This is a genomic window from Streptomyces sp. NPDC048057 (genome assembly GCF_040653095.1).
In the GTDB taxonomy this organism is placed as follows: domain Bacteria; phylum Actinomycetota; class Actinomycetes; order Streptomycetales; family Streptomycetaceae; genus Streptomyces.
Genome location: NZ_JBEZNF010000058.1, coordinates 1 through 19148, shown reverse-complemented (window position 1 = coordinate 19148; position 19148 = coordinate 1). Strand labels below are relative to the sequence as shown.

Below are 19148 nucleotides of genomic sequence, written 5' to 3'. Positions count from 1 at the left end.
CCCGCCACCCACCAGGACGTGGGCAAAACCGTCAAACGCCCCGCGACACTAACCGAACGAAATCAAGCCCGATGTTAAGGATCAAGCCCAGAGGGCGTGGTGGTACCCCCAGCGCCCCTGTTTCGCTGCCCCTGGCGGTCCCTTGCGGGGCGGGCACGGGATTGCCCCTACGCCCGTAGGGCGTGGGCAATGAGGGGCGCTGGGGGTCCCCCCATGCCTCTGGGCATAGAGGGCGGAACTGCGCGAGAACCATCCGTGGTCCGCGGTCGAACGAGGGTTTTGGGGCGCGGGGAACTGCGCGATCAGCCCACCACCGGGTGGTAGAGACCAACGCGCCCGCGGTGCCGCGGCGCAGACGTCAAAGGGCGCCCACGCCCTCTGGGCTTAGGGGCGCGGGGAACTGCGCGAACAGCCACCCATCGGGCTGCGGAGACCAACGCTTCCGGAGGAAACGGAGTGTTCGCCGGGGGCGCCGGGGGCGCCGGGGACGCTCCGGAGGGGCCCCGGGGCGGGAGCCCCGGGGCCTCGGGGGCTACCGGAGGTAGTGGGTGCGGGCGGCCGTGTGGGAGGCGGGGGGCGCGGAGACCTCGTCCAGGCCCAGGAGGACCGCGCCGAGGACTGGTGGGGACACCACCACCTGCGGGCGGGCCTTCGGAGCGCGCTCCGACAGCAGGGCGCCGATGTGCGCGTCCAGCTCCGCGTGGCGCGCCGCCAGGACACCGCCGCCCAGGACCACCGGCGCCTCCTCCTCCAGGAGGTCCAGCTTGCCGAGGGTGACCGTCGCCATCGTGACGATCTCCTCCGCCAGCCGGCGCACCAGCGCCTGTGCGACCGGGTCGCCCGCCGCGCTGGTGGCGAAGAGCACGGGGGTCAGCTCGTGCACCCGGGCGTACGGGATCCCGCCCAGGTGCAGCGTTTCGATGAGCGCCGCCATCGTGCCGAGCCCGAAGTGCGCCGGCAGCGTGCGGGCCAGCTCCGTCGGCTCGCCCCGGCCGTCCTCCGCGCGCGACGCCGACCACAGGGACTCCTCCGCGAGCCCCATGCCGCCGCCCCAGTCGCCGGAGATCTTCCCGATCGCGGAGAAGCGGGCGGTGCGCCCGTCGGGGAGCATCCCGACGCAGTTGATGCCGGCGCCACAGGTGACCGCGACGCCCCGGGGCTCGTCGACCCCGGCCCGCAGGATCGCGAAGGTGTCGTTGCGGACCCGTGTCGACGCCCCCCATCCCCGCGCGTGCAGGGCCGCGGTGATCTGCTCCTCCTCCACCGGCAGGTCGGCGTTGGCGAGGCACGCCGAGACGTGCTGGACCCCGTCGACGTCCCGCCCGGCGGCGCGCGCTTCGGCGAGCGCCGCCGCGACGGGCGCGGCGATCGCCTCGACCGCGGCGTCGAGGCCGACCTTGGGGGGCTGGAAGCCCACGTTCCCCCGATGCGACGCGAGCACCGACCCGTCGGCCGCCACGAAGGCCACGTCGGTCTTGCTGTTGCCCGCGTCGATCGCGAGGACTGCTGCGGTCACGCCCACGCCAGGTGCTCCCGGTTGTGTGCCAGCAGTCGGTCGGTGAGCGCTTCGGCGTACTCGTACTGGCCGACCAGCGGGTGCGCCAGCAGCGCCCGGAACACCCGGTCGCGACCGCCCCGCAGCGCCGCGTCGAGCGCCAGGTCCTCGTAGGCGGTGACGTTCGCGATGAGGCCCGCGTACAGCGGGTCCACCGTCGGTACGGGCAGCGGTGCCGCGCCCTTCGCGCCGACCGTGGCCTGCACCTCGATGACGGCGTCGTCGGGGAGGAACGGCAGGGTGCCGTCGTTGGTGGTGTTCACCACCTGGTACGGGCTGCCGCCCCCACCGAGCAGTGACGCCGCGAGGTCCACCGCCGCCTCCGAGTAGTACGCCCCGCCGCGCTTGGCCAGCAGCTCCGGCTTGGTGTCCAGCGTGGGATCGCCGTACATCTCCAACAACTGCCGCTCCATCGCGGCGACCTCCGCGGCCCGGGACGGCTTGGTCCGCTGCTCCCGCACCACCTGGTCGTGCGTGTAGTAGTACCCCAGGTAGTACGAGGGGACGACGCCGAGCCGGTCCAGCAGCTCCCGCGGCAGCCGCACGTCGTCGGCGATGGCCGCGCCGTGCTCGGCGAGCAGCTGCGGCAGCCGGTCCTCGCCCTCCGGCCCGCCGATGCGGACCCCGGTCTCCCAGGTGAGGTGGTTGAGCCCCACGTGGTCGAGGTGGACCTCGCCGGGCGTCACGTCCAGCAGCTTGGCGAACTTGCGCTGGAAGCCGATGGCGACGTTGCACAGGCCGACGGCCTTGTGTCCGGCCGTCAGCAGGGCCCGGGTGACGATCCCCACCGGGTTGGTGAAGTCGATGATCCAGGCGTTGGGGTTGGTGCGCCGCACCCGTTCGGCGATGTCGAGCACGACGGGCACGGTCCGCAGCGCCTTCGCGAGGCCGCCCGCGCCGGTCGTCTCCTGTCCGACGCAGCCGCACTCCAGCGGCCACGTCTCGTCCTGCCGTCGGGCCGCTTGGCCGCCGACGCGGAGCTGGAGCAGCACCGCGTCGGCGTCGGCGACGCCCGCGTCCAGGTCGGAGGTGGTGACGATCGTCCCTCCGTGGCCCTGCTTGGCGAAGATCCGCCGGGCCAGCCCGCCGACCAGCTCCAGTCGCTCCGCGGCCGGGTCGACCAGCACCAGCTCGGTGATCGGGAGCGTGTCCCGCAGCCGGGCGAAGCCGTCGATCAGCTCCGGTGTATAGGTGGATCCGCCACCCACGACAGCCAGCTTCATTCCGTTCCTAGCCCTTCACTCCGGTCAGTGTGACGCCCTCGACGAACGCCTTTTGGGCGAAGAAGAAGACGAGGATCACAGGGGCCATGACCAGTACGGTCGCGGCCATGGTCAGGTTCCAGTTGGTCTGGTGCGCGCCCTTGAAGGACTCCAGGCCGTAGCTGAGGGTCCAGGCGGCGGGGTTCTCGGAGGCGTAGATCTGCGGGCCGAAGTAGTCGTTCCAGGCGTAGAAGAACTGGAACAGCGCCACCGCGGCGATCCCCGGCTTCGCCATCGGCAGGACCACCTTCAGCAGGGTCCGCAGCTCGCCGCAGCCGTCCACCCGCGCCGAGTCCAGGTACTCGTCGGGGATGGTGAGCAGGAACTGCCGCAGCAGGAAGATGGAGAACGCGTCCCCGAAGGCCATCGGGATGATCAGCGGCCACAGGGAGCCCGCGAGGTCCAACTCCTTCGCCCAGAACAGGTACATCGGGATCACGACGACCTGCGGCGGCAGCATCATCATCGAGATGACCAGCATCATCGTCAGCCGCTGGCCGCGGAAGCGGAACTTGGCGAGGGCGTACGCCACCGGGATGGAGCTGACCACCGTCAGGACGGTACCGAGCCCCGCGTACAGCAGCGTGTTGCGCCACCAGGTCAAGAAGCCGGGGGTGTCCCACACCTTGACGTAGTTGTCCCACTCCCAGGTCCGCGGGATCAGGTCCCGCGTCAGCGCCTGCTGGTCGCTCATCAGACTGGTCAGCACGACGAAGACGAACGGCAGGACGAAGAAGAGCGCGGCGGCGACGCCGAGCGCGTGGACGCCGATCCAGTGCAGCACCGCCCTGCGCCGGGCCGTGCGCGCGGCCGGCGACGGCGGGCCGTCGCCGCGGGTGGCGGTCGTGCGGTCGATCACCTGGGCCATCTCAGTCACCCACCCGGACGAGGCCGCCGCGCCGACGCATCAGGAACGCGGTGAAGACCATGGAGAACGCGAACAGGACGAGGGCGAGGACCGCGGCGGCGCCGTAGTCGAAGCGCTGGAATCCGATGTTGTAGATCAGCTGCGGCAGCGTCAGCGTCGACTTCTCGGGGTAGCCGGGCTCGAACTGCTGCCCGCTGCCGCCGATGATGCCGGACGCGACCTTCCCCGCGACCAGCGGCTGCGTGTAGTACTGCATCGTCTGGATCACCCCGGTGACCACGGCGAACAGCACGATGGGGGAGACGTTCGGCAGGGTCACGTACCGGAAGCGCTGGAAGGAGGAGGCGCCGTCCAACTCGGCCGCCTCGTACTGCTCCTTCGGCACGTCCAGCAGCGCGGCCATGAAGATCACCATCAGGTCGCCGATGCCCCACAGCGCGAGCATGGTCAGCGCCGGCTTGGACCACGCGGGGTCGGTGAACCAGCCGGGGGCCGGCAGCCCGATCGACTCCAGGAAGGAGTTCACGGGCCCGGTGCCGGGGTTGAGCAGGAAGACGAAGGAGAGCGTCGCGGCGACCGGCGGCGCCAGGTACGGCAGGTAGAACAGGGTGCGGAAGACGCCGGCGCCGGTCTTGATGCGGGTGATCAGCAGCCCGATGCCGAGGCCGAAGACGACCCGGCAGCTGACCATGACCACGACCAGCCACAGGGTGTTCCTGAGGGCCGGCCAGAAGAGCCGGTACTCGTTGAAGACGTAGGTCCAGTTCTCCAGGCCGTTGGGGGTGGGCGGACGGAAACCGTCGTACTGCATGAAGGAGAAGTAGACGGTCGAGATCAGCGGATAGGCGAAGAAGACGCTGAAGCCGATCAACCAGGGCGACAGGAACGCCGCGGTTCGAAGCGCCGACCTGCGGCGCTTCGAACGCAGTGTGTTCGTGGCCATACGGGGTCCGGATCCCGCTACTTCTGCTTGGCGATGTCGGTGTCGATCTGCTGGGCCGTCTTCTCCAGACCGGCCTTCAGGTCCTTCACCTTCCCCGCCTCGTACCGGTAGGCGAGGTCCTGGAACGTCACCTGGTACGCACCGCCGTCGACCTGGGCGGGCGTGGTGTTGGACTTGGGGTGCTTGGCGATGTCGATGAACGTCTTGAACGCGGGGTCGAACTTCAGGTCGGGCGAGTCCAGCGCCTCGATGGTGGAGGGCACGTTGCGGATCCCGTTGGAGAAGGCGACCACCGCGGCGGTGTCCGTGGTCATGTACTTCACCAGCTCCCAGGCCGCGTTCTTCTTGTCGCTGGTGGAGGCTATGCCCATGATCGTGCCGGAGAGGTAGCCCTTGCCGTAGTCGGCGGCCTGGTCGTCGGCGACGGGCAGCGGAGCGGTGCCGATCTCGAACTTCACCCCGGCGTCCTTCGCCATCCCCAGCCGCCATTCGCCGTCCAGCTGCATGGCGACCTTCCCCAGGTGGAAGGGGTGTTCGGCGCCCCACTCGTCACCGAAGGTGTTGCGGTACTTCTCCAGCTTCTGGAAGCCGCCGAGCTGGTCGATCAGCCCCTTCTGGTAGGTCATCATGTTGGTGAACGCCGGGTCCTTGGCGAGGTTCGACTTGCCGTCGGCGTCGAAGTAGGTGGGCGACCACTGGGAGACGTAGTGGCTCGCGCTCGTCTCGTAGCCGTGGTAGGTCGGCATGAAGCCGAGCTGCTGGTAGCCGTCGCCCTTGGGCTGGGTGAGCTTCTTGGCGACCTCGGCGAACTCGCTCCACGTCTTCGGCGGCGCGGTGATGCCCGCCTTCTTGAAGGCGTCCTTGTTGTAGTAGAGGCCGTACGCGTCGTTCAGCAGCGGCAGCGCGCACTGGTTGCCCTCGAACTGGGTGTAGTCCAGCAGGGGCTTGTGGAAGACCTTCGTCGGATCGATCTTCGACTTCTCCAGGTACGGCTTGAGGTCCACGAAGGCGCCCGAGTCGCAGAACTTGCCGACGCTGTCGGTGCTGAAGGACGACACCACGTCCGGCGCGTTGGAACCGCCCGCCCGCAGCGCCTGGTTGATCTTGTCGTCGGTCATGTTCTTGACGACCTTGACCTTGATGTTCTGGTGCGCCGCCTCGAAGCGCTTGACGTTCTCCTCGATCGCCTTGACCTCGCTGGGGGCGGACCAGCCGTGCCAGAAGGTGAGCGTGGTGTTGGCCTTCGGGTCGTCGTCCGAGCCGCTGTCGTTCGACCCCGTGCAGGCCGAGGCGAACAGGGACAGGGCGGCGGTGGCGGCGAGTGCTGCCGCGGTCTTCCTCGTGCGTGTGGACATGGCGGTGTCTCCCTGTGGCGGGTGCCGGTTGGGGGGTCGGGAAGGGACGTGCCGTGGTGGTGCGCAGAAGGAGAAGCGAGAAGAGGGGCCGGGGGCAGGGGGCGTCAGCGGGCGGTGGTGTCGAAGACCTCTTCGCGCGTGGCGGTCAGGGCGCTCTCCAGCGCCCCGCGCAGCACCGGGTCTTCGGGTACGGAGGCCATCAGCAGCCGTGGTCTGGGGGCGGCCAGCTCGGTCAGCTCCGCCTGCACGCGGGCGCGCAGCGGCTCCCCGCCGGCGGTGATCGCCCGCCCGGCCAGGACGACGAGTTCGGGGTCGAGCACGGCGACGACGGAGGCGAGGCCGGTCGCCAGCGCGGTGGCGTACGCGTCCAGCAGGTCCCGGTAGGGCTGCTGCGCCGGGTCGTCGGGCATCTCGACGGCCCCGGCCGCGCGCTCCATCAACGTGACGGCGACGTCCGCGTAGTGGCCGCTCCCGACGTCGCTCACGCCCAGGTCGCGCGCCAGCCCCGGCAGCACCTGCGCGCCGGCCAGCTCCTGGAACCCGCCGCCGTTGCTCTTGGTGACCTGGCGCATCAGCGGGGTGCCCGGCACCGGCAGGAAGCCGACCTCGCCCGCGCCGCCGGTGAAGCCCCGGTGCAGCCGGCCGCCGATGACGACGGCGCCGCCGAGCCCCTCCTCGTTCCACAGCAGGACGAAGTCCCGGTGGCCGCGGGCGGCGCCCAGGCGCTGTTCGGCGACGGCGACGAGATTGACGTCGTTCTCGTACTCGAAGGGCATCGGCAGCGCCGCCGCGAGTTCGTCCAGCAGTGTCGCGGAGTGCCAGCCGGGCAGGTGGGAGGCGTACCGCAGGCGTCCGGTGGCGGGGTCGAAGGCGCCCGGGGTCCCGATGACGAGGCGGTGGACGTCGGCGAGGGCCAGCCCGGCCGCCTTCGCGGCGCCGTCGAGCGCTTCGGTGACCTGGCGCACCACGCTGGTGCTGCGCCGGCCGTGGGTCGCGAGCTCGTACTCCCCGACGACCGCGCCGGTGATGTCCGCGACGGCGGCGCGGATGCGCTGCGGGGTGACGTCGAGCCCGGCGGCGTGACCGGCGCCGGGGTTGATCGCGTACAGCTGGGCGCCGGGGCCGGGGCGGCCCTCCGTGGTGCCGGTGGCGACGACCAGCCCGGCCTCCTCCAGCCGGACCAGGAGCTGGGACGCGGTGGGCTTGGACAGCCCGGTGAGCTTGCCCACCTTGGTCCGGGACAGGGTGCCGTGCTCCAGCAGCAGGTCGAGTGCGGCGCGGTCGTTCATCGCCCGCAGCACGCGCGGTGTGCCGGGGGTGGTTCCGGGGGGCGTTCCGGCCAAGACGGTTGCACCTGCCCTTCGGCCGCGGGGGCCCAGCGGAGGTCAGTGGGGTCGCTGGACTGTTAGGAAAGTTTCCTAACAGGGCCTGAACGTATGCCGGCGGCCGGGCGGGCGTCAATGGCCGTCACGCGCGCGGCAATCAAAGCGTTACCTTCGTCGCGCCGTCGTATGCATGAGAAAGCGGGCACCCGGTGATACCGGGTGCCCGCTCGCCGTAAGCGCGGGGCTACTTCGTCAGGTTCGGGCCGGGCGCCGGTATCGGCGCGGTGGCCAGGGACTGCGGGGAGGTGGGGCTCGCCAGCGCGGACGGCGGGGCGACCCCCGCCGACGGGTCCGCGGCCGGAGCGCCCTGCTCCACCGGCGGTAGCCCGCCCACGATCTGGATGCCCGCCGCGTCGAAGGCGCGCTTGATCCGCCAGCGCAGCTCCCGCTCCACCGAGAGCGACTTGCCCGGCATCGTCTTGCCCGCGACCCGGATCGTCATCGACTCCAGCAACACCTCGGTCAGGCCCAGGGTCTCCACCGGGCCCCACAGCTGCTCGTTCCACGGCTCGGCCTTCGCCAGGTCGTCGGCGACCTCGCCGAGCACGCCGCGCACCCGGTCCAGGTCCTCCGTCGGCCGGACCGTGACGTCCACGGTCGCCGTCGCCCAGCCCTGGCTCAGGTTGCCGATCCGCTTGATCTCGCCGTTGCGGACGTACCAGATCTCGCCGTCGACCCCGCGCAGCTTGGTGACCCGCAGCCCGACCTCGATGACCTCGCCCGAGGCCACGCCCGCGTCGATGGAGTCACCGACGCCGTACTGGTCCTCCATGATCATGAAGACGCCGGAGAGGAAGTCGGTGACCAGGTTGCGCGCGCCGAAGCCGATCGCCACGCCCGCGACGCCCGCGGACGCCAGCAGCGGCGCCAGGTTGATCTCGAAGGCGCCGAGGACCATCAGCGCCGCGGTGCCCATGATGAGGAACGACGCCACGGAGCGCAGCACCGAGCCGATGGCCTCCGACCGCTGCCGGCGCCGCTCCGCGTTCACCAGCAGTCCGCCGAGCGCGGTGCCCTGCACCGCCTGGGCGGAACGGTTCATCCGCTCTATCAGCTTCGTCAGCGCCCGGCGCACCAGGAACCGCAGCACCAGCGCGACGACGACGATCAGGGCGATCCGCAGGCTGGTGTTCAGCCAGGTGGACCAGTTCTGCTCCACCCATCCCGCGGCGTTCCCCGCCTTCTCCGCGGCCTCGTCGAGCGTGACGGGCTTCGACTCGGGAGTCGGCTCCGACGCCGGCGACGACGGGTCGGCGGCGAGGGTGAAGGATGACCAGATGGCGGTCACGCGAGGAACCTCCAGGCATGGCGTACGGCAGGCCAACCACCCTAACGGGGGCACCTCCTCCACTTGCCGTTCCGGGCGCGGGGAGAGAGAAGGCTCACCCGCCGCCCGTGCGCGGGGTGCCCGGAGGATCACGGGTAGCCATCGGCCCGTGATGCGTACGGGATCAGGTGCGGGCCGCCCGGCGACGGCCGGGGAACAGCCGCTCGTTGGATGGGTGGGTTCCGTGGTGTGTCGATGGTGTGGTTGAAAACACTCCCAGCCCGTTACCGCCATGTGGTGGCGCTCGGACCTGGGCTGAGGAGAGACTGAAGTACAGATCGTCCCGGCGCGAGCCACGCGTCGCCGGCGTACAAGGAGGCATCAACCGTGCCGCACGTCCTGGTCCTCAACGCGTCGTACGAGCCCCTCGGCGTCGTACCGCTCCGCCGCGCGCTCGTCCTCGTCCTGGAGAACAAGGCCCTCTGCCTGGAGGAGTCCGGCGCCTTCCTGCACAGTGCGACCCGTGTCGTCGCCGCGCCCAGCGTCGTCCGGCTGAAACGGTTCGTTCGGGTCCCCTACCGGGGGCCCGTTCCACTGACCCGCAAAGCGCTCTTCGCCCGCGACGGCGGGCGTTGCATGTACTGCGGTGGCGTCGCAACCAGCGTCGACCACGTCATTCCCCGCAGCCGCGGCGGCCAGCACGTCTGGGACAACGTCGTCGCCGCCTGCCGCCGCTGCAACCACGTCAAGGCCGACCGCCACCTGCGCGAGCTGGGCTGGCGGCTGCGCCACCAACCGGCCCCGCCGTCCGGCCTCGCCTGGCGGATCATCGGCACCGGCCACCGGGACCCGCGCTGGCTGCCGTACCTCCAGCCGTACGGAGCGGACGACGTGATGGCCCGGATAGACGCGGCCCGGATCGACGGCGCACGGATGGACGGCGTTTCCGCCTGACACCGGCGCCGTTCGTGGTTTCGGCAGACCTCACGCGCGCGGGGCGGCGGGGCGGGCCCGCACGTGCATGCGTTCGCCCTGGCGGCCGAAGAGGTTCAGGACCTCGACGGGGGAGTCGCCCGCCGGGCCGAACCAGTGGGGGAGCCGGGTGTCGAACTCGGCGACCTCGCCCGGGCCCATCACGATGTCGCGGTCGGCCACGAGGAGCCGCAGCCGGCCGGAGAGCACGTACAGCCACTCGTACCCCTCGTGCGTCACCGGCTCGGGCCGGTTCTGGTCGGCGGGGATCACGGACTTCCACGCCTGGAGCGGGCCGGGGTGGGCGGTCAGCGGGATCATCGTGCGGCCGGCGCGGACGCGGGGCGCGAGGCGGACGCGCGGATCGCCGACGTCGGGTGCGTCGACCAGTTCGTCCAACGGCACCCGGTACGTCTGGGCCAGCGGCAGCAGCAGCTCCAGGCTGGGTCTGCGCTGGCCGGACTCCAGGCGGGACAGGGTGCTCTTGGAGATGCCGGTGGCCGCGGCCACCGCCGTCAGGGTCAGGTCCCGGCGGGTGCGGATGCGCCTGAGGCGGGGGCCGACCTCGGCCAGCGCGGAGGCGAGGGGTTCGTCCATGAGCGCATCACACCGCCGTTTCCCGGGTTCGGCAACATTGTTTGTCGTTTCGGCACGGCGCGGCGCACGCTCGGCGGCGGAGGTGATCGCCGTGAACGAGGCGACGACGAAGCAGTACGAGAACGACGGCAGTCAGTACGACGACAGCGAGTACGACGTGGTGGTGGTCGGCGGCGGCGCGGCCGGCCTCAGCGCCGCGCTGGTCCTCGGCCGGGCCCGTCGCCGGGTCGCGGTCGTCGACGCGGCCGAGCCGCGCAACGCACCCGCAGCCCACATGCACGGCTACCTGTCCCGCGACGGCCTGCCGCCCGCGACCCTGCTCGAACTCGGCCGCGCGGAGCTGGAGCGCTACGGCGTACGACTCCTCACCGCCCGCGTGGACGACGTCCGGCCCGCCGACCCCGGATACGCCGTCCACCTGGCGGGCGGCCCGCAGCTCACCACCCGCCACGTGGTGGTCGCGACCGGCCTGCGGGACGAGCTGCCCGACCTCCCCGGCATGCGGGAGCGCTGGGGCATGGACGTGCTGCACTGCCCGTACTGCCACGGCTGGGAGGTCCGCGACCAGCCCCTCGGCGTCCTCGCCACCCGGCCCGGCTCGGTGCACCAGGCCCTGCTGGTGCGCCAGTGGAGCGACGACGTCGTGTTCTTCGCGAACACGGTGGACCCGTCAGTGGAGGACCGCGAACGCCTGGCGGCACGCGGGGTGCGCATCGTGGAGGGCGCGGTGGAGCGCATCGCCGTCGCTGACGGCCGCCTGCGCGGCGTCGAACTCGCCGACGGCCGCGCCCTGCCGCGCGCCGCGGTCTTCGTCGCCCCCCGCTTCGTCCCCCACGACACCCTGCTGACCGCCCTCGGCTGCGCCACGGCGGACGGCTGGGTCACGACGGACCCCGCGGGCCGCACGAGCGTCCCCGGCGTCTGGGCGACGGGCAACGTCGTCGACCCCCGCGCCCAGGTCATCACCGCGGCGGGCACGGGCGCGTCGCTGGCGTTCGCCCTGAACGCGGAGCTGGTGGAGGAGGACGTACGGGCGGCGGTCGCGGGGGTGCGGGTGGGGGTGTGACAGGGGCGGCCCTGCGGACGGGTGCTCGTCCACAGGGCCGCCGTGGCGGGTGCGCCGTCAGCCGTCCGTCCCCGCCGCGTGCGTCCGGGCGGACTCGGCGGGCTGGGCCCGGGCCGCGATGCCGGCGGCCAGCAAGCACACGAGGGCCACGCCGCACCAGCCGATGAGCGCCCTCACCCGGCCGCCACGGAGTCGGCGCGGGCGACTTCCTGGTCCACCATGTACTCCAACTCCGCGTTGCACTGCTTGCACGCGTACATGGGGACCGTCATGCCGTGGAACGACACCGGACCGATCCAGCGGACGGGAACGTTCCGACGGCGGCAGTAGAGCCAGCAGCTCCCCAGCGCCCACGCCCGGCCGTTGAAGCTGCGCACGTGGACGTGTCCGCGAACGGGTTCGCGCTCGGTGCGTTGCGGGGCCGGCTCGGGGGCGGGGTGCGGGGCCGTGTCGACCGGCCCTTCCCCTTCGGCGCCGGACGCAGCGATGTCCGCCCACACGACTTTTCCCCAGAAGTGCCGCTCATATCCCCACGCCCGGCTCAGGCCCGCCACGATCTGGAGCCCGCGCCCGGTCACCTCGCTCCCGCTCGCCCTGCGCTGCTCCGGAGTGGCGTGGCACCCGTCGGCCACGCTGATGCGCACGGTCCGTTCGGTGCGCCGCTGGACGTCGAGCGTCAGGGTGTTGCACCGGGTGTGGCGAATGACGTTCGCGATCAATTCGGAAACGATCTGCGCCGCATCCAGGGCCAATCCGCCGAGATCCCAAGCCTTCAGGGCATCCGTGGTGATGGCTCGGGCCTCTTGCGCGACGGTCGGGGCGCGGTGAAGGGTCCGGCCGAATTTGGGCCTTTCGATCGTCGTCGCGCGCAAGGAGGGATTGCTCCGGCTTGTCGTCATGTCGGCCTCGGCAAGGTCGAAGGGTCGGGTACGGGTCCGAGGTGTGGCTTCACGCGCCACCCCCGGTGATCTCCTGGAGCTGCCGAGCCAGGTCCTCGGCTTCCTGGTGCCCCGCGCTGACGCCGGTTTCCTCCACGGGGGATTCGTGGTGGAGGAGCAGAAGCGGAATCCAGATCGAGCCGATGACGGAGCGACGGCGCGGCGGTCCGCCGAGGATCAACCTCCACGGGCCGTAGAGGTCCGGTATCTGGTTTTTGGGCATGGTCATGCCGGACCCTTCGAAGGGGGTGGGTCGTTGTCGCCCGGTACTTTCGCCGTCGCTCGGCGAGGAGGGAAGGGGGTGCGGCATGCCCAGCTAGCCGTGGGGTGTTACCACGTGTCCCTACGTGGAAGGCGAGTTGGCCGTGGCAGGTACTGATACAGCCGGCTCCCGGGCACCATGAAGACATGAAGGACGTACACCCGCTGGCCTATCTGCTCCAGCTCAACAACTGGTCGGCCAACGACTACTTGACGCGGTTAGACGGCGTGCACCGGCGACTCGGCTACGGGCCGATCGCCAGGGATCGCAAGAGGGTCACGCGATGGACTCGCCATGGAGTCGTCCCCGAAGTCCCGGCCCAGCGGGCCATGGCAGCGCTGCACCGCATTCCCGAGGAAGAGATCGTGGCCCGGCCGTGGCCCGAGTGGCTGAAGCTCGCGTGCATTCACGACAGGGATCTACTCGAAGCCGCGTGGAATCCGACGACCACGATCGAAATGCTCGATCACGTTGCCACCAAAGGAGGTCTGTCGATGGATCGCAGAGGATTTCTGGTCGTCACGGGGATAACAGCCGTGCTGGCCGGGACATTGACCGCCGAGCCGGCCGGTGCCCGCTTTCAAGGGCGCCGCATCGGCAGTTCCGCGCCGGAGCTTTTCGAACAGTCCTTGGCCGCTCTGCGACGGCTGGACGACCAACTCGGGTCCAGCCAGGTCCACGCCTCCGCCCGTACTCAACTCCAGTTGATCACGACGACGCTGAAGACCGCCTCGTACACGGAATCCACCGGCCGGCAGTTGTACGGCGCTGCCGCCGAGGCCGCTCGGATCTGCGGATGGACCGCGTACGACTCCGGCCGTCACGCGCTGGCCGAGGAGTACTACGTGGCCGCCCTGCGGGCCGCTGCGTCCGCCGCGGACCCGGTCGTGGCTGCGAACACACTCGCCTTCTGGGCGATGATGCGGTACTCGGGGGGCGACCCGCGCGGCGCCGTCGACCTGGCCACCCATGCACTGCGACACGGTCGGGGCATCGACTCCCCCCGCATGGAGGCCATGCTGTACGCGCGGCTGGCGCGCGCCCACGCCCGTTCCGGCGAGCATCAAGCCTCCGACCGGGCCAGCGACGCCGCGTACGCCGCGTACGACCGAGCAGGCGACCAGTCCTGGGGAGAGGACCCGGACTGCGTGTACTGGGTGACGCTCGGCGAGTTGGAGAGTTGGGCCGCCAGCAACGCGACGGATCTGGGGCGGCCGGCCGAGGCGCTGGCCCACTACGAAGCGCTCTCCGCGGCCCACCGCGCCGAAGCCCACGACGCCCGCGCCTACCCGCGCGCCGCGGCCCTCCGCCTCACCCGCACCGCCGGGGTGCACGTCGCCGTGGGTGACCTCGACGGGGCGGTGGACAGCGCCCGCGAGGCCGTCACGCACCTGGGCGGCGTCTCCTCCGCCCGCGGCACCTCCAGCCTGGCCGATCTGCGGGCCAAGCTCGTCGCACACCGAGAGACGCCGCTGGTGCGCGACTTCCTGGAACAGACGGCCTGACGGCGGCGAACTCCAGCGCAGGGGGGCGGGCGGCGCGCGAAAACACCAGGGATACCCGCGCGTCGGGTGGGGAAAGGATCACCGAGGTCCGGAGCACGAGGCTCCGTTCGCACCGATGCACGGGCACGACTGCACGCGCACCACCGCAAGCGCACGAACCCAGAGCACGTCCTTTCACGGCCCGCCGAACCGCTGACCGAAAGGCTCCCTCTCCTTGCGCGCACAGAACCTGGACACCGTCCGCGAACCCGCCCCCACCATGTGGGAGAGGTTCCCCGCCATCCAGCGGGGGCTCGATCGGCTGGAGCGCAGGCCCACCGCCTTCGGGCTGGTCATGTGGGCCGCCGGTCTGATGAAACCGGTCTTCATGGACCACGTGGTCACGCCGCAGCCCCGCGCCGAACTCGGGCCGGTGCGGGAGGTGTTGGAGCAGGGGCGGGAGGAGTACGCGAAACGGCTGACCGGCTTCCTCGACCTCGCGGACCACCTCGGGCGCGTCCCCGTCGACGGCAGGGAGCGGGGGACCAGTCCGTACTGGGGGAACACCTGGCTGCCGCCGCTGGACGCGCTCGCGCTCTACGGGCTGCTCGCGCAGACCAACCCGGCGCGGTATCTGGAGATCGGGTCCGGCAACTCCACCATGTTCGCCCGGCGGGCCGTTTCCGACCACGGTCTGGACACGCGGATCACCTCCATCGACCCGGTGCCGCGCGCCGAGATCGACGGCCTCTGCGACGAGGTGGTCCGGGTGCCGCTCCAGGACGCGGAGCACGACGTGTTCGAGGAACTCCAGGCCGGGGACGTCGTCTTCCTCGACGGGTCGCACCGGCTGCACATGGGGTCGGACGTCATGGTCTTCTTCTTCGAGATCCTGCCGAAGCTGAAGCCCGGAGTGCTCATACAGGTGCACGACATCATGCTGCCCACGGACTACCCGGAGTCCTGGCGATGGCGGATGTACTCCGAGCAGTACCTGCTGGCGGCGATGTTGACGTCCGCGCCCGAACGGTTCGACGTCCTCCTGCCGAACGCCTTCGTGCACCGCGACCCCGAGCTACGGGCGATCCTGCGCCCGCTGTGGCAACAGCTCGGTGTCACCCGGCACTTCCACCCCGCCTCCTTCTGGTGGCGCCACCAGCCCTGACGCACCCGGCCCTGACGCCAACCGCTCAGCGCGCCACCGCGTACGCCTCCACCGCGAAGAACGAGTAACCGAAGCGCGTCGCCCGCTCGTCCCCCTGCACCCGGACGAAGCGGACGTCGGGGGCGTCCATCCGGACCGACTCCCGGCCGCCCGCGCCCGCCGGCACCGTCGCCGCGTCGCGCCACGTGCGGCCGTCGGAGGAGACCTGGACGCGGTAGCGCGCGGCGTACGCGTCCTGCCAGTGCACGACGACCTGGCCCAGCCGCACCGGCGCGGCCAGCTCCGCCTGCCACCAGGCGCCGTCCTCGTACGGGGACGACCACCGGCTCCCCGCGTCGCCGTCCAGCGCCGCGGACGCGGGGAAGTCGGGGGTCTCGTCGCCGGAGGAGGACGCGGTCGTGCCGGGCAGCCGCAGCAGGTCCGGGCCGCCGGTGCGGGGGAAGGCACGGACCGTCAGGGTCTGCTCGGCGCCGCCGAAGGACAGCGGGACGCGGTAGGTGCCCGCGGGCGCTTCGGGCGCGACCGTGACCTCGACGGGGACCGTCGTGGCCCGGCCGCGCGCCACGCCCGTCCCGTCGGGCACCTTCACGCTCACCCCGGCCGGCGCCTTCGCGGTGAGGGCGCCGCGCGCGTCCGCGGGCCGCTGCGGAGTGAGGCGTACGTCCACGCGCTGCGGCCCGCCGCCTATCTCCGCGTCCGTCGACGCGCGCGGCAGGTCGAGCCCGACCGCGGGCACGTCCGCGAACCACGGCACCACCGCCCGTACGCCCGTCGCACCCGTCACCCGCAGCGCGTCCGCGCGCAGCGCCTTCGCGGGGACCTGGGTCCAGCCCGTGGGGGACAGCTCGGCGACCGTGCGCCACCCCTCGCCCGGGGCGCGGGCCTCCAGCCGGCCGGTCGGGGTGCCCGCGGCCGTCGCCGCCGTCATCACCGTGACCGTGTCCAGCGGCCGTACGCGACCGAGGTCCACCACGCCCGTCGCGTCCTGCTCCTTCGCGACCCGGTCCGCACCCGTCCACTGCGCGGCCTCCTGCACCGCACGGTCCACGAAGGGGCCCAGCACACCCTTGCCGACCACCGCGGGGCTCGCCGCCAGCTCCCGGCGCAACGGCTCCAGCGCCAGCGACGCCGTCCAGGCGGCGGCGCCGTCACCGCGCGCCTGGGCCTGGAGCAGGTCGACGGCGAGTTCGCCGGCCCGTCCGTAGCGGGCCAGTTGGTCCAGCCAGGGCCGTATCTCGTCGTCCAACCGGCCGTCCGCGGGGCCGGTGAGCTTCCCGGGGGCCTCGCGCGCGGTGGTGAACTGCGCCTTCAGTGCCGCCGCCGCGTCGTCCCGGTCCTTGCTGCCGGCGGCGCGGGTGCGCCAGAACGCGTCGAGCAGCGGCTGGAGGTGGCCGGACTCGGTGTCGTTCAGTACGGACGAGGCGTGATGGCCGGCGACCGCGCCCAGCGCCTCGCGCGCCGCCGGGTCCCCGCCCGCGAGGTCGTCCAGGGCGGCCCGCCACGACTCCTGCGGCCGGTAGCCCTTCGGGTTCCACGCGTAGTCCGCGGCGGTGAACAGCGGGATCCGGGACACGGACGCCTGCTCCATCGCGTTCGCCAGCAGCGCCGCCGAGCCCGCCGCCACCGCCGGGTCGCGGCCGGTGTACGGGCCGAGGAAGAGCCGGTCCTGGTCGTAGTCGTTCACGGGGTAGTTGTCCATCGTCACCAGCGGGTGCCCGAAGGCGGCGCGCGCCTTCGCCACGTCACCGCCGGTGATCGTCCGCGGCACCACCCCGACGCCGGTCCACGCCACCTGGACCCGCCCGTCCAACTCCTTCGCCAGCGCCCGCCGGTACGTCGTCTCCCCGTCCTGATAGAACTCCGTCGGCATCAGCGACAGCGGCTCGGCGCCCGGGTGGCGCTCCGCCAGGTGCCGGGCCACCGCGTCCGCGACGCGCGCCTGCGCCCGCGCCGCCGCCTCGGGGCCGCGCCCGAAGGCGTCCGCGTCCCGGCCGCACTGCCACTCGCTGTAGCTGACGTCCTGGAACTGGAGCTGGAAGGCGCGCACGCCCAGCGCCCACATCGCGTCGACCTTCCGCGTCAGGGCGCGTACGTCCCCGTCGTCGGCGAAGCACATCTCCTGCCCCGGTGCCACCGCCCAGGCGAGCGTGACGTGATTGCGCCGCGCCCGCTCGGCCAGCTCCCGGAACTCGGCGCGGGCCTCGGCGGGGTACGCGTCGCGCCAGCGCGCCTGTCGGAAGGGGTCGTCACCCGGGGCGTACAGATAGCGGTTCTGCTTGGTGCGGCCCAGGAAGTCGAGCTGGGCCAGCCGCTGTTGATGGGTCCACGGCTCGCCGTAGAAGCCCTCCGTCGTGCCGCGCACCGCCGTGCCGGGCCAGTCGCGCACGACGACCTCGGCGACCGTGCCGCGGCCGGTGAGCTGGCGCAGCGTCTGGACGCCGTAGAAGAGGCCGGCCGCGTCGACGCCGTCGACGGCGACGGTCACCCGGCCGTCGAGCTGGCCCGACGCGAGGCGGTAGCCGCCGGCGGGCAGGTCGCCCGGCACGCCCGCGCCCGGGGCGAGCGCCCGCAGCGCGAGCTGCGCGCCGACGCCGCCGAGGTGCAGGACGGGGCCTCGCCCGCCGGGCGGTGCAGCCTCGACGGTCGTGCGCACGCCGGCGTCCCGCAGCGCCCGGCGGGCCAGTTCCACGGCGTGCGGATCGGCAGCCGGGTCCGCGACCACGGTCACCGCGTCGCCCAGCGGCAGCGCGGCGCCGCGCGCCTTCATCGACTGCGGGCGGGGCCACACGGAGGGCGGGGCGGTGGTGGACGCGGGGGCGGTCGTGGCGCGGGGCGCGGTGCCCGGCGCCGCGGGCTGGGCGACCGCGGTCCCCTGGCCGCCGCCGAGAAGTCCGCCGACCACCGCCACGGCGAGGGCCGTGGCCCGTCGTCTTCCGCTTCCGCCGCTTCCGCGCGTGAACCGCACGCCGTCACCCATCACGCATCACCCCGAGGTCTCTGAACGGTAACGAGCCCATCACTCTGACTGGGGCGTGTCAACGGACGTGGGTGATCTGCGGCTTATGTAGGGGCTCGGGGGTGCGGGTCCGAGGTCGGGCGCGGTTGGGGGGTCTGCGACGGCTTCCCCTGGGTAGGCGCGGCCCGAACCGTTACCGTCCTTCGAGGAGTGACGATCATGACTGCGTCCGCCGCTCACCTGCTGCTGTCCGCGCTGACCCACCCCGTACCGGGGCCCGGCCTTGAGCTCGGCCCTGGCTCCGGCCCCGAGGACTACCCCGCGCCGCTGACGAGCGAGCCGCCGCTACCCGGTCCCGTACCGCTCACCAGCGAGCCGCCGCTCGTCGACATCCCTCCGCTGACCAGCGAGCCCACGGCACACGGCGTCTGGGCGGGGGGTCCGGGCGCAGGGGTGTGACCGGGCCGCGGCGGGCCCGTATGGCACCCCCGGGCGCGCGCCCCCCGAAGCCGTTCGCTACGTTGGTCACCGTGGACAAGAAGAACGCTCTGCGCGCCGGCACCGTCGCGGCCGGTACGACGCTGATGATGCTGCTCCTGTCGTCGCCCGCGCTGGCGCTGACCCGCGACGACGGCGATGACCCGGGGCCGGGCCTGAGTGTGGCCGAGACGCTGGGTCTCTTCGTGTTTCTCCCCCTGGCGATCTTCCTGGCGATCACCTTCGCCGTCATGATCCTGGACAAGTCCCGCAAGCCCCAGAACTAACGCGCGCCCTTTCCCCGAAGCGGCCTGGTTGCACCTCTGCGACCGGGCCGCTTCGCGTGTGCCCCGCGCAGGGCCTCGTACGAGCCGGTCGTCTCCGAAAAGTCCCACGCGTTCCTGTGTCGCCGGACGTAGCCGCCGTTTCCCTGCGGGAGCGTTGGTCTCCACCGGCCGGTGGTGGGCTTGTCGCGCAGTTCCGCCCCCCACGCCCGGAGGGCGTGGCCCAACTCCTTCATCGAGGTCGAGGAGCCACTGGTGCACGGCCTGCTCGACGCCGGCCCGGTCGGCACCGCGCTCGACGCCGCCTGCGGC

Annotated in this window: 17 protein-coding genes; 6 read left to right on the top strand and 11 right to left on the bottom strand. The window is 72.1% G+C overall.

Annotated features, from left to right (window positions below):
• Positions 1-532 precede the first annotated feature (532 nt).
• From AB0E05_RS36025 to AB0E05_RS35995, 7 genes are all read right to left on the bottom strand, one after another.
• Entirely contained in the window at positions 533-1522 is a 990-nt protein-coding gene (locus AB0E05_RS36025; protein WP_361971755.1) for a BadF/BadG/BcrA/BcrD ATPase family protein, read from the bottom strand.
• Positions 1513-2778: a 6-phospho-beta-glucosidase gene (locus tag AB0E05_RS36020; protein ID WP_361971753.1), complete on the bottom strand. Its 1266-nt coding sequence runs from the start codon at positions 2776-2778 to the stop codon at positions 1513-1515. The genes AB0E05_RS36025 and AB0E05_RS36020 overlap by 10 nt, the downstream gene beginning before the upstream one ends.
• 7 nt (positions 2779-2785) lie before the next feature.
• The gene (locus tag AB0E05_RS36015) at positions 2786-3685 is read right to left on the bottom strand and encodes a carbohydrate ABC transporter permease (RefSeq protein ID WP_361971751.1); all 900 of its coding nucleotides are present in this window, start codon (positions 3683-3685) and stop codon (positions 2786-2788) included.
• 1 nt (position 3686) lies between these two features.
• The gene (locus tag AB0E05_RS36010) at positions 3687-4628 is read right to left on the bottom strand and encodes a sugar ABC transporter permease (protein ID WP_361971749.1); all 942 of its coding nucleotides are present in this window, start codon (positions 4626-4628) and stop codon (positions 3687-3689) included.
• A 17-nt stretch (positions 4629-4645) separates the two neighbouring features.
• A complete protein-coding gene (locus AB0E05_RS36005; RefSeq protein ID WP_361971747.1) occupies positions 4646-5983 on the bottom strand; it encodes an ABC transporter substrate-binding protein in 1338 nt (445 codons plus the stop codon).
• 104 nt (positions 5984-6087) lie between these two features.
• Complete coding sequence (locus tag AB0E05_RS36000; protein ID WP_361971745.1) at positions 6088-7326, bottom strand: ROK family transcriptional regulator; 1239 nt, start codon at positions 7324-7326, stop codon at positions 6088-6090.
• 226 nt (positions 7327-7552) lie between these two features.
• Positions 7553-8647 (bottom strand): mechanosensitive ion channel family protein, encoded by a 1095-nt coding sequence (locus AB0E05_RS35995; RefSeq protein WP_361971757.1) that lies wholly within the window; start codon positions 8645-8647, stop codon positions 7553-7555.
• A 375-nt stretch (positions 8648-9022) separates the two neighbouring features.
• Here AB0E05_RS35995 and AB0E05_RS35990 point away from each other — a divergent pair, with 375 nt between their 5' ends.
• Positions 9023-9589: an HNH endonuclease gene (locus AB0E05_RS35990; RefSeq protein WP_361971743.1), complete on the top strand. Its 567-nt coding sequence runs from the start codon at positions 9023-9025 to the stop codon at positions 9587-9589.
• Between the two features lie 30 nt (positions 9590-9619).
• Here the strand turns inward: AB0E05_RS35990 and AB0E05_RS35985 are convergent, their stop codons facing one another.
• Positions 9620-10204 (bottom strand): XRE family transcriptional regulator, encoded by a 585-nt coding sequence (locus AB0E05_RS35985; RefSeq protein WP_361971741.1) that lies wholly within the window; start codon positions 10202-10204, stop codon positions 9620-9622.
• A 91-nt stretch (positions 10205-10295) separates the two neighbouring features.
• Here AB0E05_RS35985 and AB0E05_RS35980 point away from each other — a divergent pair, with 91 nt between their 5' ends.
• Positions 10296-11270 (top strand): NAD(P)/FAD-dependent oxidoreductase, encoded by a 975-nt coding sequence (locus AB0E05_RS35980; protein WP_361971739.1) that lies wholly within the window; start codon positions 10296-10298, stop codon positions 11268-11270.
• Between the two features lie 173 nt (positions 11271-11443).
• Here the strand turns inward: AB0E05_RS35980 and AB0E05_RS35975 are convergent, their stop codons facing one another.
• Positions 11444-12229 carry an ATP-binding protein gene (locus tag AB0E05_RS35975; protein ID WP_361971737.1) on the bottom strand — a complete coding sequence of 262 codons (786 nt, stop codon included), beginning with the start codon at positions 12227-12229 and terminating at the stop codon, positions 11444-11446.
• Positions 12219-12437 carry a hypothetical protein gene (locus AB0E05_RS35970; protein WP_361971735.1) on the bottom strand — a complete coding sequence of 73 codons (219 nt, stop codon included), beginning with the start codon at positions 12435-12437 and terminating at the stop codon, positions 12219-12221. Before AB0E05_RS35970 ends, AB0E05_RS35975 begins: the two co-directional genes overlap by 11 nt.
• A 179-nt stretch (positions 12438-12616) precedes the next feature.
• Here AB0E05_RS35970 and AB0E05_RS35965 point away from each other — a divergent pair, with 179 nt between their 5' ends.
• Entirely contained in the window at positions 12617-13975 is a 1359-nt protein-coding gene (locus AB0E05_RS35965) for a transcriptional regulator (protein ID WP_361971733.1), read from the top strand.
• A 214-nt stretch (positions 13976-14189) separates the two neighbouring features.
• The gene (locus AB0E05_RS35960; RefSeq protein WP_361971731.1) at positions 14190-15119 is read left to right on the top strand and encodes a class I SAM-dependent methyltransferase; all 930 of its coding nucleotides are present in this window, start codon (positions 14190-14192) and stop codon (positions 15117-15119) included.
• A 25-nt stretch (positions 15120-15144) separates the two neighbouring features.
• Here AB0E05_RS35960 and AB0E05_RS35955 read toward each other — a convergent pair whose 3' ends face one another.
• Positions 15145-18096 (bottom strand): beta-N-acetylglucosaminidase domain-containing protein, encoded by a 2952-nt coding sequence (locus AB0E05_RS35955; RefSeq protein ID WP_361971729.1) that lies wholly within the window; start codon positions 18094-18096, stop codon positions 15145-15147.
• Positions 18097-18294: 198 nt separating this feature from the next.
• On the opposite strand from AB0E05_RS35955, the gene AB0E05_RS35950 reads away from it, so the two are divergent.
• Entirely contained in the window at positions 18295-18534 is a 240-nt protein-coding gene (locus AB0E05_RS35950; RefSeq protein WP_361971727.1) for a hypothetical protein, read from the top strand.
• Between the two features lie 71 nt (positions 18535-18605).
• Complete coding sequence (locus AB0E05_RS35945) at positions 18606-18839, top strand: hypothetical protein (RefSeq protein ID WP_361532462.1); 234 nt, start codon at positions 18606-18608, stop codon at positions 18837-18839.
• Positions 18840-19148 lie beyond the last annotated feature (309 nt).

What these genes read in the sequence shown, in the direction of transcription:
- AB0E05_RS36020 (WP_361971753.1), bottom strand. Translation starts at nt 2,778, where the DNA reads ATGAAGCTGGCTGTCGTGGGTGGCGGATCCACCTATACACCGGAGCTG.
- AB0E05_RS36015 (WP_361971751.1), bottom strand. Translation starts at nt 3,685, where the DNA reads ATGGCCCAGGTGATCGACCGCACGACCGCCACCCGCGGCGACGGCCCG.
- AB0E05_RS36010 (WP_361971749.1), bottom strand. Translation starts at nt 4,628, where the DNA reads ATGGCCACGAACACACTGCGTTCGAAGCGCCGCAGGTCGGCGCTTCGA.
- AB0E05_RS36005 (WP_361971747.1), bottom strand. Translation starts at nt 5,983, where the DNA reads ATGTCCACACGCACGAGGAAGACCGCGGCAGCACTCGCCGCCACCGCC.
- AB0E05_RS35985 (WP_361971741.1), bottom strand. Translation starts at nt 10,204, where the DNA reads ATGGACGAACCCCTCGCCTCCGCGCTGGCCGAGGTCGGCCCCCGCCTC.
- AB0E05_RS35970 (WP_361971735.1), bottom strand. Translation starts at nt 12,437, where the DNA reads ATGACCATGCCCAAAAACCAGATACCGGACCTCTACGGCCCGTGGAGG.
- AB0E05_RS35965 (WP_361971733.1), top strand. Translation starts at nt 12,617, where the DNA reads ATGAAGGACGTACACCCGCTGGCCTATCTGCTCCAGCTCAACAACTGG.
- AB0E05_RS35955 (WP_361971729.1), bottom strand. Translation starts at nt 18,096, where the DNA reads ATGGGTGACGGCGTGCGGTTCACGCGCGGAAGCGGCGGAAGCGGAAGA.
- AB0E05_RS35950 (WP_361971727.1), top strand. Translation starts at nt 18,295, where the DNA reads ATGACTGCGTCCGCCGCTCACCTGCTGCTGTCCGCGCTGACCCACCCC.